Annotated in this window: 18 protein-coding genes; 4 read left to right on the top strand and 14 right to left on the bottom strand. The window is 39.0% G+C overall.

Going from position 1 to position 16,020, the window contains the following annotated elements:
* Window positions 1–18 precede the first annotated feature (18 nt).
* The 7 genes from M5121_RS01265 to M5121_RS01235 form a co-directional block, all read right to left on the bottom strand.
* A complete protein-coding gene (locus M5121_RS01265; protein ID WP_005215519.1) occupies window positions 19–612 on the bottom strand; it encodes a CvpA family protein in 594 nt (197 codons plus the stop codon).
* 1 nt (window position 613) lies between these two features.
* The gene (locus M5121_RS01260; RefSeq protein ID WP_249570047.1) at window positions 614–1,621 is read right to left on the bottom strand and encodes a quinone-dependent dihydroorotate dehydrogenase; all 1,008 of its coding nucleotides are present in this window, start codon (window positions 1,619–1,621) and stop codon (window positions 614–616) included.
* Window positions 1,622–2,010: 389 nt separating this feature from the next.
* Complete coding sequence (locus M5121_RS01255; RefSeq protein ID WP_249570046.1) at window positions 2,011–2,490, bottom strand: type II secretion system protein M; 480 nt, start codon at window positions 2,488–2,490, stop codon at window positions 2,011–2,013.
* Window positions 2,490–3,629, bottom strand: coding sequence for a type II secretion system protein GspL (gene gspL, locus M5121_RS01250; protein ID WP_087544382.1), 1,140 nt, complete (start codon window positions 3,627–3,629; stop codon window positions 2,490–2,492). Before gspL ends, M5121_RS01255 begins: the two co-directional genes overlap by 1 nt.
* A 38-nt stretch (window positions 3,630–3,667) precedes the next feature.
* Complete coding sequence (locus tag M5121_RS01245; protein ID WP_087536875.1) at window positions 3,668–4,123, bottom strand: SixA phosphatase family protein; 456 nt, start codon at window positions 4,121–4,123, stop codon at window positions 3,668–3,670.
* Between the two features lie 57 nt (window positions 4,124–4,180).
* Complete coding sequence (locus M5121_RS01240) at window positions 4,181–5,254, bottom strand: NAD(P)H-dependent glycerol-3-phosphate dehydrogenase (protein WP_249570045.1); 1,074 nt, start codon at window positions 5,252–5,254, stop codon at window positions 4,181–4,183.
* 50 nt (window positions 5,255–5,304) lie between these two features.
* A complete protein-coding gene (locus tag M5121_RS01235) occupies window positions 5,305–5,883 on the bottom strand; it encodes a nitroreductase family protein (protein WP_249570044.1) in 579 nt (192 codons plus the stop codon).
* A gap of 195 nt (window positions 5,884–6,078) precedes the next feature.
* Here M5121_RS01235 and M5121_RS01230 point away from each other — a divergent pair, with 195 nt between their 5' ends.
* Window positions 6,079–6,462 (top strand): hypothetical protein, encoded by a 384-nt coding sequence (locus M5121_RS01230; protein ID WP_249570043.1) that lies wholly within the window; start codon window positions 6,079–6,081, stop codon window positions 6,460–6,462.
* 46 nt (window positions 6,463–6,508) lie between these two features.
* Here the strand turns inward: M5121_RS01230 and M5121_RS01225 are convergent, their stop codons facing one another.
* Window positions 6,509–6,751, bottom strand: a complete 243-nt coding sequence (locus M5121_RS01225; protein ID WP_249570042.1) for a hypothetical protein — start codon at window positions 6,749–6,751, stop codon at window positions 6,509–6,511.
* 140 nt (window positions 6,752–6,891) lie between these two features.
* A complete protein-coding gene (locus tag M5121_RS01220; protein ID WP_249570041.1) occupies window positions 6,892–8,079 on the bottom strand; it encodes a phosphoglycerate kinase in 1,188 nt (395 codons plus the stop codon).
* Window positions 8,080–8,218: 139 nt separating this feature from the next.
* On the opposite strand from M5121_RS01220, the gene M5121_RS01215 reads away from it, so the two are divergent.
* Both M5121_RS01215 and M5121_RS01210 read left to right on the top strand, forming a co-directional pair.
* Window positions 8,219–8,602, top strand: a complete 384-nt coding sequence (locus M5121_RS01215; RefSeq protein WP_249570040.1) for a DUF2237 family protein — start codon at window positions 8,219–8,221, stop codon at window positions 8,600–8,602.
* Window positions 8,602–9,195 (top strand): Maf family protein, encoded by a 594-nt coding sequence (locus M5121_RS01210; protein WP_249570039.1) that lies wholly within the window; start codon window positions 8,602–8,604, stop codon window positions 9,193–9,195. The genes M5121_RS01215 and M5121_RS01210 overlap by 1 nt, the downstream gene beginning before the upstream one ends.
* Before the next feature lie 92 nt (window positions 9,196–9,287).
* On the opposite strand, the gene M5121_RS01205 is transcribed toward M5121_RS01210, so the two are convergent.
* The 3 genes from M5121_RS01205 to M5121_RS01195 all read right to left on the bottom strand — a co-directional run bounded on the left by M5121_RS01205 (window position 9,288) and on the right by M5121_RS01195 (window position 12,935).
* On the bottom strand, window positions 9,288–10,541 hold the full coding sequence (locus tag M5121_RS01205) for a serine hydrolase domain-containing protein (RefSeq protein ID WP_249570038.1): 1,254 nt from the start codon (window positions 10,539–10,541) through the stop codon (window positions 9,288–9,290).
* A 79-nt stretch (window positions 10,542–10,620) separates the two neighbouring features.
* Window positions 10,621–11,475, bottom strand: coding sequence for a MaoC family dehydratase (locus M5121_RS01200; RefSeq protein ID WP_004962709.1), 855 nt, complete (start codon window positions 11,473–11,475; stop codon window positions 10,621–10,623).
* A gap of 68 nt (window positions 11,476–11,543) precedes the next feature.
* On the bottom strand, window positions 11,544–12,935 hold the full coding sequence (locus M5121_RS01195) for a 3-oxoacyl-ACP reductase (RefSeq protein WP_005402414.1): 1,392 nt from the start codon (window positions 12,933–12,935) through the stop codon (window positions 11,544–11,546).
* Between the two features lie 224 nt (window positions 12,936–13,159).
* Between M5121_RS01195 and M5121_RS01190 the strand changes: the two genes are divergently transcribed.
* Window positions 13,160–14,686: an acetyl-CoA C-acetyltransferase gene (locus M5121_RS01190; RefSeq protein ID WP_249570037.1), complete on the top strand. Its 1,527-nt coding sequence runs from the start codon at window positions 13,160–13,162 to the stop codon at window positions 14,684–14,686.
* An 82-nt stretch (window positions 14,687–14,768) separates the two neighbouring features.
* On the opposite strand, the gene M5121_RS01185 is transcribed toward M5121_RS01190, so the two are convergent.
* Together M5121_RS01185 and M5121_RS01180 are read right to left on the bottom strand one after the other, a co-directional pair.
* Window positions 14,769–15,122, bottom strand: coding sequence for a hypothetical protein (locus M5121_RS01185; RefSeq protein WP_249570036.1), 354 nt, complete (start codon window positions 15,120–15,122; stop codon window positions 14,769–14,771).
* Between the two features lie 109 nt (window positions 15,123–15,231).
* Window positions 15,232–16,020: a glutathione S-transferase N-terminal domain-containing protein gene (locus M5121_RS01180; protein ID WP_249570035.1), complete on the bottom strand. Its 789-nt coding sequence runs from the start codon at window positions 16,018–16,020 to the stop codon at window positions 15,232–15,234.

The raw sequence follows: 16,020 nt of genomic DNA, 5'->3' as shown, positions 1-16,020 counted from the left end.
AACGGGGTTTAACCCCAATTAATAAAAAGGATTTTTCGTTGAATGATCAGAACGTTGATCTACTGAAGCGCGTTCTGACTCCTCCATTTCAGTCGAAGGGCGATGTAATAACGCACCTTCAGATGTCATTTGATGTATCGCTTCATTTGCAGCATCTTTTGATATTTCGGTCGCTAATGGCGCGTATGGCAATAAGATCTGTACAAATTTTGATTGTTTCCAATGTGGTGAACTATTCACCCAAGGACCGACACCCTGCATCGCAATCAAGACAATTAATAAACCTTTTAGTGAACCAAATGCACCGCCTGCTAGACGATTTAATGGGCCCAATTTTAAACTTTTCAAGAGCCCATTGAGGAATGCGGTAATCACCCATGTGCAAATCACGATGGCTAATACAATAAAAGCAAAAGCAGCAATTTTTTGCACAACTGGGTCTTGGCTTAGACTGCTCATCGCAGGTGCCCAAATGACCGCGTATTTAGCCCCAATGACCAATGCGAATATCCACCCGATCAAGTTCGCAAAGGCTTTAATAAATCCTTGACGCAAACCGTTCAGCCCTCCAATGAGCAAGATGATCAGGATGATGATATCAAGTGTGTTCATGTCACACAGTCATCGCGTTAACACAATCTTTTACTAGTGTTGGGCCTGTATAAATAAGGCCACTGTATACTTGAACGAGACTCGCGCCCGCCTCTTGTTTTGCTACGGCCTGCTCACCTGAAACAATTCCCCCGACACCAATTAAAGGAATTTTTCCATCTAAAACATCGGCGAACTGACGTAAACATTCGGTGCTTTTTTCAAAAACGGGTGCGCCCGACAAACCACCTGCCTCATCACCATTTGGCAAATTTTCAACGCCTTCTCGCCCTAATGTTGTATTGGTAACAATTAAGCCATCAATCTTAAATTTCAATAATTGTTTAGCGATAAATGTAATATCTTCAGGCGTTAAATCTGGCGCTACTTTGAGTACTAAAGGAACATAATGATTATTTTCTTTAGCAAGTTCTAGTTGACGTTGTTTCAAAGTTTGTAATAGCTCTGTAAGTGCATCACCACTTTGTAAACTACGTAAATTCTTTGTATTCGGTGAGGAAATATTAACTGTAATATATGATGCGTAATTATAAACTTTTTCTAAACAAATCAAATAATCAGAAACCGCATCTTCAACGGCAGTATCTGCATTTTTACCAATGTTAATTCCTAAAACGCCTTTAAACTTAGCAGCTTTAACATTTTCAATCAGTTGATCAACACCGTCATTATTGAATCCCATGCGATTGATGATTGCTTTCGCTTCTGGAATACGAAATAAACGTGGTTGAGGATTACCTGCTTGTGGACGTGGTGTAATGGTACCAATTTCAATAAAACCGAAACCCAAAGCAGCTAGAGCATCAATGTGCGCACCATTTTTATCTAAACCAGCAGCAAGACCAACAGGGTTTGGAAACTCGATACCCATACAGCTCACTGGTTTATGTGCAGTTTTCTGATGCATCAATCCAAATTTATGCGCTGTATCGAGCATAGAAAGTGTGAGTTCATGTGCACGCTCTGGTGCCAAAGTAAACAACAAAGGGCGAGCCAATGAATATAACATACCAATCACAGTCTACTGATTTTTCAAGTAGCCGTATTATAGGCATAGGCTCAACAAAACACCATGCTTGACATAGGCTTATTTTGTAGAGTCTTTGCTTTAGTGCTTCTTGATTAAACAATTTTCTGGTTTTATTCAGATTTTTAATCTTAGTCTCTGTTTGGGATTTTGCAGAACTCTGGCATTCACAACCTAGTGCATTGGAATGTTTGACATTATTGCGGATTACAGAAGAAGCACTTACCAACGTCATCAAACATAGCTACGCCAAAAAAGTCATTGTTCGTTTGTATTTTTCTGATCTTAAAAAAATTATTTTAGATTTAGAGTTATTCAGAGTTAATTATAATGAATCTATAAATATAAAGGAGCTTCAAGCTCCTTTATATTTATTGCACGTTTGCAGTTAACCTAATTTGGTTGTTATTTGAAACCAAGTCCATTTTCTGGATACTTAAGCCCATTTGAGAGAGTTGCATTAAGAAGTTTGCAAGAACAGCATAATTTTGATGTTCAGCGACAATTTGAATTTGCTCACCATTCTGCTGTGAAGAAACCGATAAGCCTTGTTGTTGTGCCGTACGTTGAATTTTATCTGCTGCTGATAGCTCCAGATCATTTGCAGGTTTCATTGTTGCTGCATTACTTTGCATCCAAACCATTAAATCTTTTAATTCATTTAAACGTTTTTGCTGTTGCTCGGCCAAAGCATGCATTTTCCATAATGCAAAACCAATAATCACAACAACTAAAAAAACTGTTGTGAAAATTACCATCACGCGTTCACGTACAGATAAGCTCTGTAAATATTGATTTAAGGTTTCAATTTTTTGATCGAAACTATTTTGTAGACTTGTTAATGCTTTCATTATTTTACTTTTACCACCCCAATCGCACCAATCGAATCTGCTTGAACATTACCCAATTCAGCTTGGAAACCTTGTTGGTTTAATTGTTGAGTTAATCCTTGTAAGTCATCTGCAGATTTAGCTTTTAATGACATTGCTAAAGTCGAAGCATCATAATTAACTTGCTGAGCAATGATCTGTTTCTGCATTAAAATCGGTCCTACTCGACTCAACAACGAAAGTGCTTGTGTATCACCCAGCTGACTCATTCGTAATTGACTTTCGAACTGACTTTTAATGTTTTGCTCAGTAACGCGACTATTTTCACCAAACCACAATTTATATTGATCTATCGCCTGAGCCGATGTCTGATCAGCCACTTTTTTTAGTTTAGACCAACGTAAAGCGTCATAACCCAATTGAACAAAAATGACGGCAACCAAAACCAATGCTGAAGCTTTCCAATAACCTGACCACTGAACTTCTGCATTCTTGGATTTTGGCAAAACATTAAATGGATGCTGTTTTGCCTTTGCCAAGGGCTGAAATTGGTAACTAAATTCAGTGTATTGATCTTGGGTTGAAGCAGCCATAACTGTTGCTAATTCAGTTGAACTAAGATTTGCCAGCTTATAATTCGTTTCAGGTGTTTGAAACTCAAGGAATAATCCCAAGTCATCCACTGAATTACCAGACCATTCCGATTCTCTTACCAATAAGTGATCATAGAGGTTTGCAATCACCACTTGGTTTTCTTCTGGCGTTGGCAAAATTAGAAAATCAGGTAAGAACGCTGCAATTTGAATTGGCAAAAGACTAAGCGCATGTTGCCATGTCTCAACTGTGGAATGAGCCACGCCCATCACACTAAGCTGATCATTTTGAAAATGATGAACCACCTTCATTTGATCGATTGGCAAAGTCACATATTCTTCTAATAAGTATTTAAGCCCTTCTTGCCCTAACTGCTTGTAGTGCATTTTTGTCATAGGCTGTTGCAAGATTTGCGCATTACGGCTTGGAAAATAGACCACTGCCTCTTTTCCATTATGCACTTGTAAGTCCTGAATCAACTGCTCAAGACTATTTGTCTGCAACCAATTTTCCCCTGCCGACCAATACCATGTTCCATTGGTTTCGGGCATCCATATATACAGCATCGGTGTTCAGTACCCTTATCCTATCGCGGATATATAAATTATAGTGTTGGTATAAAACGATTCTTTTGTGTTGATAAACCATTAGCAATCACAGCTTGATCATAAATACGTGCTTCTGCTAATGCAAACGGATTAAAATTCTCATGGGTCAATTGCTCTGCAATATGTGCCACAACATTCATATGACAGACCACAGCAATAGATTCATAGGGTAATTTAGATAACCATTCAATTGCATCTTTAGCATCATCATCAGGTTTAATTTTATCGCAAATTAAAACAGGAATGCCGTAAAAATGAGCTTTGATGTGTGCCAAAGTTTCTTGGGCACGTAATAGCGGACTAACAATAAAAATTTCAGGCTGAATGACATCTTTTAAAAAATGTCCTGTTTGCTCAGCTTGTTGATGCCCACGCACTGTTAATGGGCGTTGCGTATCATTACCATTGATTGCTGGAGATGCTTCACCGTGACGTACTAAAGTTAACTGCATATAAGGACCTTATTATTTATACCTATATATTAACAATGATTGATGACAGTTTTCTGATTAAACTTCATGATGTGGTAAAACAAATTCTACATCACTACGATGACCATTTTTCATCAATGATAAAGCGATCGTCATTGGTGGCGCGTTTTCAAAAATAACTTCATATAAAGCATTGGTAATCGGCATATAAACATCCAGTTCTTGTGCTTTAGCACGTACTTGGACAATGGTATTAATCCCTTCGGCTGTTTGACCTAACTCTTTGGTTGCTTGATCAAGTATTTTGCCTGAACCGAGTGCAAAACCAATTTGATAGTTGCGACTTAATGGACTATTACAAGTTGCGAATAAATCACCTACACCAGAAAGCCCTAAGAAAGTCAAAGGATTCGCACCCTGCTTGACTGCAAAACGGCTCATCTCAGCCAAAGCACGGGTCAAAATCATACTCTTGGTATTTTCACCAATGTTATAAGCTGCGCCCATTCCCATGGCAACTGCATAGATATTTTTTAATGCACCACCAAGTTCCACACCGTGTACATCATCACTACCAAACACACGGAACAATGCGCTATGCAAAGCATGTTGTACCGCATAGCGAACCAATTCCGATTCACTTGCAATCACGGTTCCTGATGGCATACCTGCCATAATTTCTTTTGCTAGATTTGGACCTGATAAAACACCATAAGGGACTTCTGGTAATTCTGCGCGAATAATCTCACTCATAAAACTAAAGGTTTTTGCTTCAATGCCTTTGGTTAATGAAACTACTGCTTGGGCTGTAATAAACGGCGCAATTTGTTTTAAAACATCACGAAATGAGTGACTAGGAATTGCGACCAAAATAATATCTCGATCTCTTACTGCTAATTCTAAATCAGCAACAGCACGCAAAGCTGGCTCTAATGGATAATCAGGTAAATAACGTTTATTAATATGTGTTTGATTAATTTCTTCTGCTACAGCCGCATCACGAATCCAAATCATGGTATCGCAGCCATTACGCACGGCTAAATTCGCCATTGCTGTACCAAAACTACCACCGCCCAATACCGTAATTCTTAATGCTGTTTTTTGATCTACTGCCACAGGCTCAACTAAATCACTAAATTTTAACGCTGTCATTTTTTATCCTGAAACCAATTTGTTTCTTTAATCATTCACAAATAAGATTATTAAATTACTTGCCACACTTTTACAAATTCTTGGGGATCTATTTCTGCACGAGGAGCAATCGCTTTCGCTGCTGTTCCAATATAAATAATACCTGAAATTAAATCTTGCTCTTTTAAGCCCAACTGTTGTTTAAGCCAATTTGATTCTACCACGGCTCCAGAACGCCACATACTTGCAAAACCTTGTGCTTGCAAAGACAATAAAAAGTTTTGAATGGCTGCACCCGTACTTAAAATTTGTTCAAAATGCGGGACTTTCGGATGATCCTGAATTGTCGTCAGTGCTAAAACCAATAGTGGCGCGCGAAATGGATGATGTTTGGCTCTTTCTAATTGTGTAGGATCACTTTCACCCAAGTCAGCTAAAGCTTTTGCCAAATGCTCACCAAATGCTGCACGTTGCTCAGGTGTAATGATCACAAATCGAGTGGGTTTTAAACGATGATGATCAGGTGCAGTTAATGCTGCTTGTACCGCTTTTTCGAGTTGTTTTGTATTCGGTGCTGGCTCAATTAATTGCCCAATAGATTGACGTTGATGAATATTTTGATGAATTGTCTCTATATTTGAGTCCGTCATTGACATGAATCTAACTAACACAAGGATTTGTTTAGATTAGCATAATCTAACTGATTTCTACCACGTTTAATCCTTGCTTAATCATCAATTTGAGAAATTTAACAGAGTGCTACTACAAACTGTACATAACCTGTAAAAGCAATTAAAAATAATATGTTCAAATAATCCAATGAGGTAACTACTTGAGAACAAGCAATGAAAAAAACGTTAATCATGAGTTTATTAGGTGGCTTGATACTCGGGCTCACCGCCTGTGCATCAACACCGACCAACACCTTAGCGATTCAAAAAGAAAATAATCAATATGAAGTGACGGGAATTGGTAAAACCAATTTGATCGCTAAAAATAATGCCATTAGTGCCGCTCAAAAAACTTGCACCCGAAATACATCACCAGTCGTGGTTGATGAGAAAACTGCATATCAAGGCGTTTTAAAAGGTGTAGTCGATGAACAAACAGGCAAATTGGTGGAAGCTGCTGCGGGTGTACTTGGAACGATTACAGGTAAAAATGCATCATTAGCCAAAGATGATGACTATCAAACAACGCTTACTTTCTATTGCAAAGCAAATTCATAAATATAAAAAAGCCGATATTAATATCGGCTTTTTTATTACATTCAGCTTAGTGAGCTTCGCTCGCAGCCTCTTCTGAAGCTGGGCTTACTGCTTCAGTATTTTTCTTATCTTGTAATTCTGGCTTATCAATTGCGTTGATCGCAGCTTGTTGCTCTGGCGTAGTCGGTGCTGATACTTCTGAAGCTACTGGTTCTTGCTGTTCAACATTTTTTGCTTCTTCTTTCTTTCCACATGCAGTCAACATGATTGGAGCAATAATTAAAGCGGCAAGGGTTAATTTCATTTTCATCACGGCTTTCCACAGTTACTTGGTTAAGTTGATGACTATTATATTGCAAATATATGACATTTTAATGACATAATAAAAAGAGCCGATTGATATCGACTCTTTTTTTAATCACTTGTTATATAACGGAAGCTAAACCTGACTTAAGCACGCTCAAGTAACACAGCCACCGCAGGTAATGTTTTCCCCTCTACAAATTCTAAGAATGCACCACCACCCGTTGAGATATAACCGATTTGATCAGCTACTTCATATTTATCAATAGCTGCTAATGTATCACCACCGCCTGCAATTGAAAAACCAGTAGATTCAGCAATTGCCAATGAAAGTGTCTTAGTCCCTTCACCAAATTGATCAACTTCAAATACGCCTACTGGACCATTCCAAAGAATCGTTTTTGATGTTTTTAAGATTTCTGCAAAAGCTTGTGCAGTTTCAGGACCAACATCTAAAATCATGTCAGTATCTGCAACATCTTCTACTTTCTTAACAACTGCTTGAGCATTTGCCAAAGAACCTAAGAAGTCACTGAAGTCGATTTGAGTTGCCTCAGCAACAACGACATCAGTTGGTAATGGAACGCTTACTTTTGCAGCAATTTGTTTTGCAGTGTCAATTAAATCAGCTTCATAGAGAGATTTACCAACATTGAAACCAGCAGCAGCAAGGAATGTATTAGCAATACCACCACCCACAATCAATTGATCACAAATGCTAGAAAGTGAATTTAATACATCAAGTTTTGTTGATACTTTAGAACCCGCAACAATTGCTACCATTGGTTTTTCAGGTGTTTGCATTGCTCGACCTAGCGCATCTAATTCAGCGGCTAATAACGGACCAGCAGCAGCAACTTTAGCAAAACGTGCTACGCCTTCTGTTGACGCTTCTGCACGGTGAGCAGTACCAAATGCATCCATAACGAATACATCACAAAGTGCTGCATATTTTTGTGCAAGCTCTTCTTTATTTTTCTTTTCGCCATGATTGAAACGTACATTTTCAAGTAATACCACTTGACCCGCTTCAACCTCAACGCCATCTAAATAATCAGTAAATAATTTAACATCCTGACCCAAAGCAGTGCTTAAATAAGCTGCAACTGGTGCAAGTGATTGCTCTGGCTTTGGCTCACCCTCTACAGGACGACCAAGATGAGAAAATACCATTACCGCAGCGCCTTTATCTAACGCAGCTTTGATTGTTGGTAATGCAGCACGTAAACGTGCATCGCTGGTAATTTCCCCATTTTTTACAGGAACGTTTAAGTCTTCACGAATAAGAACACGTTTACCTGCTAAATCAAGGTCAGTCATGCGCTGAAAATTCATGGATGGCTCTCTAGTTGATTTTAAAAACGGTACAATTTTAAATGATTCTCTAAAATAAAGGTGAGTTTTTTTGCAGAAAAGCTGTCTAAAATTTCACTTTTGATTATCATAATCATCGTCATTAAATCTTTGTATTCTTATGTCTATTCATCCTGATCCAAAAATTAATCGTTTAAATGTTCTTGGCGAACCTTTATCTAGTTGTTGCTTTGACCCAATCACGGGCTATTTCCGTAATGGTTTTTGCCATACAGCGGTCACGGACTTAGGTCAGCACACCATGTGCTCGCAAATGACGTCAGATTTTTTAAATTTTTCACAAAAAGTTGGGAATGATTTAATTACACCTTTACCAGAAGTGGGTTTCCCTGGATTAAAACCAGGTGATTTTTGGTGTATTTGTGTCACACGTTGGGTTGAAGCATACGAAGCAGGTCATGCTCCACCGATTAAGTTGAATGCATGCCATAACGCGGTTTTGCATTATGTGCCACTGAATATTCTCGTTGAATATGCAATCTAATGAAACAGTTTGAATTGATTTTGGCATCGAGCAGCCAAACTCGTAAAGACTTGATGGATCGTTTACGATTGGACTATCGTTGTATTTCACCTGATATTGATGAATCTGCAATGGGTGAATTACATGCCGATGATTTGGCTAAACGTCTGGCTTATGAGAAGGCACGTGTCATTGCTGAACAGAATCCCAATGCGATTATCATTGGTTCTGATCAAGTCGCTTGGCGTGAACACGCACCATATGACTTCATTGGTAAGCCTTTAAGTGTTGAAAATGCTATTCAACAATTACAAGAAAACTCAGGGAAAATCGTGTTTTTTAGCACCGCTCTCAGTGTTCAGCACTTGCAATCTGGCTTTGAAACAACACTGGTTGAGCATTACCAAGTGAAATTTCGCCAATTGACGCTTGCTGAAATTGAGCGTTATATCGAGATTGATCAACCGTTACATTGCGCAGGCAGTTTTAAGTGTGAAAGCTTAGGGATTAGCTTATTTGAGAAAATGGTTGGTGATGATCAAACTACGTTGATGGGTCTACCCATGATTCAGTTATGCAAGATCTTACGTGCTTTCGAGCTTAAGATTCCTTAGAAAACCTTATCTAAGCTTACTGAGATAAGGTATTTTTTCAGGTCATTTGAGGCTGTTATTTACCATATGCAGCCTCATTACACCAGATCAAATTAAAACCACCCTTTCTTTCCCTGTAAAACCGCATCAGCACAACGCAAGGTTTCTTGGCTCAAGCCCCATAAACGATAATCGCCTGTTGCAGAAGTGGTACTAAAATTATGCGTATAAGCGAAACTGAGTTCACGGTCAGGATCACACCATGCACCTGAACCATTAAAGCCCATATGTCCAAAACCATGTGGTGCACGTTTGCCCATTGTTAAAATACGGTGATAGCCTAAACGCCAATGCATTGGAATTGGCATCACTCGATCACGTGCTTTAGATTGTACGGTGCTTAACTGCTTAAATACTTCTGGACGAATCAATTGTTGAGCATTCCACTGCCCTTGATTAGCAAGCATGGCATAAACTTTAGCCAGACTATCTGCGGTAAAGACACCATTTGCCGCTGGAATGACGGCTTGTAAACCAGCATTGCTATAAAAGCTAAAATTACGCATGGCTTTTGGAATCATGGCATCTTGGAAATCTTGGGGGCTTTGCCCAGAAAGTTCTAGTAATTTTTCTGATAATGATACTTTACGTGGTTGATCAGTTTTTTTAACTTGTGGCTTTGGTAAAGATGATTTTTTAGGTTTTTCCAGCAAACGAGCAACCCGATCCAGCTCAGAAGCAGGCACGCCAAAATAAGCACCATTCAACTCAAGTGGTTGCACCAAATAACGTTGCATTAACCAACTTAAAGGCTGTTTCGCTGCTTTTTCAATGACCCCACCTACGAGCCAACCATAAGTCAGCGGTTGATAAGCAAAACTTTGTCCTGCTGCAAAACGAGGTGTCGCTTTAGCAATGACATCCAGCATATGCGGCCAATCCAGCATTTCCGTTGCTGTATCAATCAAATTGCGAATATCAAACAAACCACTTTGATGGGACAAGACATGACGCAATGTTATATTGGCTTTGCCATTTTGAGCAAACTCAGGCCAGTAGTGTGCAATTGGAGTATCGTAATCAAGTAAACGTTCACTCACCAAGATATGTGCAAGTGTTGCCAATATGCCCTTACCTGTCGAATAGCACATCGACAAAGTATCAGCTTGCCAAGCTTCATTTTGTGATTTCTTACCAGTAAAAATATCAACAACTTTTTGACCTTGGAAATACACAACCAAAGCAGCTCCGCCTTCATGGCTTCGAGCATCTTGGAATCGGCTAAATTGAGTCGCTAAATCTTTGAATCGTTCATCAACAGTGCCATGGTAGTTTTCAGTATTGGCAAAAAGAAATTCTTTAATCAAAGCACACATCCTTATAATATTATTTTTAAGAAAATCTCTCCTGCGAACAGAAGAGATAGATCTCAATGAAAATTACATCTTAAATTGCTTTTACAGTCCCAGCGACATGAGGTTTTTTCGATTTCACGTTACGGATCAGGAAATCAGTTTGCTTAGCATCTGTAGCAGTTAAAAATTCAACTGTAGATGGTAAGAACATAGGCAATTTAAACCATACATCCGCTTCATAAGCATCTGGAAGTTGAACGTTCGCCAAAGCTTTTGCTTTACTCCACATCCCGTGTGCAATCGCTTGTTTAAAACCAAATGCTTTTGCTGTAACAGCATGGATATGGATCAAGTTAAAATCGCCAGAAATCATCGCATAACGACGACCAGTATTCTCAGAGATATTCCATTCAGCTTGAGGTTGATATGAAGGTTCTTGAGCTTCTTTAGATTTTTCAGCAGCTTTTTTCTCAACCTTTTGACGAGACAAATAAGTCGTTAAGCTTTCCATCACCACTTCGCTACCTACTTTTGCAGTCGTGATAAAATCAAACTGCAAACCTTTATCATGTGGTTTAAGCTCACCAAATTTGCAAGAAAGCGTAATTTGCTCATTCACACCAATTTTACGAGTTTGTTTAATTTGGTTACGAATATGCACCAAACCCAAAATTGCAAATGGAAATGCTTCACTGGTCATCATATGCATTTGTAAGCTTTGAGATAACACAGCTAAGTAAATTGCTGGCACGAAACCATCATTTTTGAAACCACAAATTTCGTTATAGCTTTCTAAATGTTTCGTATCAATTTTAAGAGTATCAACCACGTATTCAACTTGTGGTAATACTTTTTCGCCTTTTGGCTTTTTAAAGATAAGACCTTGAATAACTTTTGGATAAGCTAAGTAAGGCTTTGGTAATTCACTAAAATGACGAGTATTCATAGTTAACCTTTTGATATTTTTCTATAAAAAAGGGATGCTATCGCACCCCCTCTTCAAAACCCTAATGCTTAAGCACCTAGTAAACTTTGACCACATACACGCACAACATTACCCGTTACGCCTGTTGAACCCGTTGAAGCAAACCATGCAATCGCTTCAGCTACATCGACTGGTTGACCACCTTGGTTCATTGAGTTCATACGACGACCCGCTTCACGAATCGCAAATGGAATCGCAGCTGTCATTTGAGTTTCAATGAAGCCTGGTGCTACAGCATTGATTGTAATACCGTTCTTCAAAGTTGGTGCAGTAAATTTAACCAAGCCAATTACACCTGCTTTAGAAACAGCATAGTTCGTTTGACCTAGGTTACCAGCGATACCACTGATAGATGATACACAAACGATACGACCATTTGCATTTAAACCATCATTAGATAGTAAGTAATCATTAACACGCTCGATAGCAGATAAGTTAATGTTAATCACTAAATCCCAAAGCTCAGGCTTCATATTCGCCAAAGTTTTGTCACGTGTAATACCAGCATTGTGAACAATCACGTCCAAACCGCCCTGCTTCGCAGCAGCAGTTTTGATTTTTTCACCTGCATCAGCAGCAGTAATATCGATTGCTAATACTGAACCACCAATAGAACCAGCAACACGCTCTAAGTCAGCTTGTTGTTGTGGAACATCTAAACAAATTACATGCGCGCCGTCACGTGCCAATACATTTGCAATCGCTTCACCGATACCACGGCTTGCACCAGTAACTAAAGCAGTTTTACCCGCTAAAGGTTTAGCCCAATCTAGGTCAACATTATCTGCTTTAGATACGCGAATCACTTGACCAGATACATAAGCAGAGCGTGGTGAAATTAAGAAACGTAAAGTAGATTCCAAGTTTGCTTCAGCGCCTTGATCTACATAAACCACTTGAGCAGTGATACCCTTTTTGAATTCTTTACCAACAGACTTCACAAAACCTTCAAGCGCACGTTGAGCAATCGCTTGTTTTACTGTTTTAGCTGTTTCAGGTGTTGTACCAATTACAATTACACGGCCAGAACTTGAGATTTGACGAGCGATTGGATTAAAGAAGTTGTACAACTCTTTTAATTGTTCTGAATTTTGGATACCAGAAGCGTCGAATACAACTGCTTTAAACTTAGATTCTTTATCATCTGCATTCAAAGGACGAAGGTTTAAACCTACTTTTGCAGCAGTTTGCTGTAATTCAACGTTATTGCCTACGTAGCTATCTGCATGGATATTACTAAGAACCTGTGCAATAGAAGCGGAAATCGTGCTTGAAGGTGCTGCGCCAAGCAATACGGCACCATTTACAACAGGTTGGCCACTTTCAAAACGATCTAGAGCAGCTGGCGATGGTAAACCTAAATTTTTTACAACAAATTTACCCAAAGGTGATTGTGTAAATGCTTGGTATTGATCGGTCATGATTATTATCTCTCATACAAATGAATTTTTTACAAACATCTAAACCATGTCAGCAAAATAACATGAAACCAATGTTTGATTGACTCACAATAAATCATACTTGACTTCATGTCTGGATGTCTTGACCTGAATGTGGTCTAAAGCGTCATTCTAGTCAATACAGCAGTATTGGAAATATGCTATGGTTATAGCAAGAATATCGCAATTATGCTTGGAAAAGCCTTATGAGCAAAACAACTCAAGAAAATCCAGCAGTCGAGAATTCTGCTCAAGAGACTGTGTCAAATACATCAAAAGCAACTTCTACTCCAAGTAAAAGTGCTGACGCAACTCCTAAAGCAGCAAGTACGACAACTAAAACGACTCGCCCTCGTTCTACCAGTCGTAGTACAAAAAGCACTGCTTCTTCTACATCTACAAAAGTAGCACCAGCTAAAACAACCAAACCTTCTGTTCAACAGGATAAAAGCATGAGCCAAAACACTGTTCGCCGTGTTGCCATTATTGGCGGTAACCGTATTCCTTTCGCACGTTCAAACGGCGCATATTTCACTGCTTCAAACATGGATATGTTCACCGCGGCATTAAACGGCTTAGTTGAGCGTTTTAACCTACAAGGCCAACGTTTAGGTGAAGTGGTTGCAGGTGCAGTATTAAAACACAGCCGTGACTTCAACATGACTCGTGAGTGTGTTTTAAACACTCAACTTGCACCAGAAACGCCAGCTTATGACATTCAGCAAGCGTGTGGTACTGGTTTACAGGCAGCTTTCCTTGTGGCGAACAAAATCGCTCTAGGTCAAATTGAAGTAGGTATCGCTGGTGGTGTTGATACTACATCTGACGCTCCGATCGCTTTAGGTGATGGCTTACGCAAAGCTTTACTTCAGCTTAATATCGCTAAAACAGGTAAAGACCGCCTTAAAGCATTGAAAAAAATCAATGTTAAAGATTTGATGGATGCACCGAAAAATGGTGAGCCACGTACAGGTCTTTCAATGGGTGACCATCAGGCAATTACTGCTCTTGAATGGGGCATTAGCCGTGAAGATCAAGATGCTTTAGCAGCTTCTTCTCATCAAAAAATGGCAAAAGCATACGAAGAAGGTTTCTTCGATGACTTAATCACACCGTTCTTAGGTTTAAGCCGTGACAACAACTTACGTGCTGACTCAACTGCTGAGAAATTAGCAAAATTAAAACCAGTATTTGGTAAAGGCGAAGCTGCAACAATGACAGCGGGTAACTCTACTCCACTTACTGACGGTGCTTCATGCGTACTTTTAGCTTCTGAAGAGTGGGCTAAAGCAAATGGTCATGAAGTCCTTGCTTACCTAACTTTCACTGAAACTGCTGCGGTTGATTTCGTTGGCAAGAAAGAAGGCTTATTAATGGCTCCTGCTTATGCAGTTCCACGTATGCTTGAGCGTGCTGGCCTTAAACTTCAAGACTTCGACTACTACGAAATCCATGAAGCATTTGCATCACAAGTACTTTCTACTTTGAAAGCTTGGGAAGATGAGAAGTTCTGTAAAGAGCGCTTAGGCTTAGATGCACCTTTAGGTTCAATTGATCGTAGCAAATTAAACGTTAAAGGTTCTTCTTTAGCTGCGGGTCACCCATTCGCTGCAACTGGTGGTCGTATCATCGCGACTGCTGCGAAAATCTTAAACCAAAAAGGTTCAGGTCGTATCTTAGTTTCGATCTGTGCTGCTGGTGGTCAAGGTGTAACAGCAATTATTGAAAAATAATCATTAGCTTGCATACTAAAAAGCTGAATCAAATGATTCAGCTTTTTTATTTAGATATTAAAACTCATAAAAATATTTATACTTATCTTGGTCTTTGAAACTTCACATAATAATCATTTAAAACTTTAATGATTTGCTTTAACTCTTTAAGGTTTTCTTCTGTATTTCCTAAGCGCTCAACAAATCGCTGTGAGTGCAATTCCAAATCAATCTTTTCATTAATTTGTGGTGCAATCCTAAACAGTTTCTCTAGATCATCAAATCGATCTAATTTTCGATTTGAGAAATATTCCAGACGAAAACCCAGTTCATTCAGTTTTACACCCTTTAACATAGCGCCATACTCCTTATCAAAGGCTAAAGCATGCTCTTTCAAAAACAATTGTTCTGGTGTCTCTTTTGAGCTTTTGAATAAACTAGATAACTGACTGAACATTAGTTGATCACATCACAATATTAACAAAAGTATTTAACCTGCAAAACAATCATGAGTGCAACAAGCAAATGATAAAAAAAGCACCTTCTTGAAGGTGCTTTTTCAATATTTATTGTCCGTACTGTTTCTTTAGATACTCAACAATTTTAGCTGATTCAAACATTTTCACACCCGTGTTCGGATCAACCAAATATGGAACCTGAATATCTCGTCCCATCACTTCAACAACCTTTTCACGCTTCCCATTCGGTAATGGAATATATTGACCAGGTTTTAAACGCAAATTTGCTGGTCCCATATCTTGCCAGCGTTCTTTTGGTACATTATGTAGTACATAAGGGAGTTCTAATTCCGTTAACACTTCACGAACCAATCGTGTATAGGGACTTCCTTCAAAACTCCACAATTCAAGTAATTGTTTTGGTGCTGCTCGATTAACAATTTTCTTGTTAATCCATACACCACGTGCTGCATTTGCAAGTGAGGCTAAAGCAGAAACATAAGGAAGCTTTGGATAGTGGCTGAATTTTTTCGGCGTTTTCCCAGTTTTACCATAGTGTTTGAATAGATGATGAATGATCTCTTGTGACTCATAGAGTTGATCACCCGTGTTTTCATCAATCAAAAAAGGAAACTGTTTTTTACCACCTTTTTCTTTAACGATTTGTCGATATTTTTGACCACCTTTCGGACATGGATAAATTTCCACATCCAGATTCAGCATGGTAATCACTTCACGAACACGGCGACAAAAGGGTGAACCTTCAAACTCATAAAGTTTTAACGGTTTCGAAGGCTGATTCGGTTGGGGTGTTCCCATCACACCTCTTCCGCCTTCAATTAAAGTTGCAACAACAGATTGTAAAACCTTAAATTGATGATTCACCATTTTGAGCAT

Source organism: Acinetobacter sp. ANC5681, from assembly GCF_023488045.1.
In the GTDB taxonomy this organism is placed as follows: Bacteria; Pseudomonadota; Gammaproteobacteria; order Pseudomonadales; family Moraxellaceae; genus Acinetobacter.
This window is presented reverse-complemented; position numbering and strand designations above follow the sequence as displayed.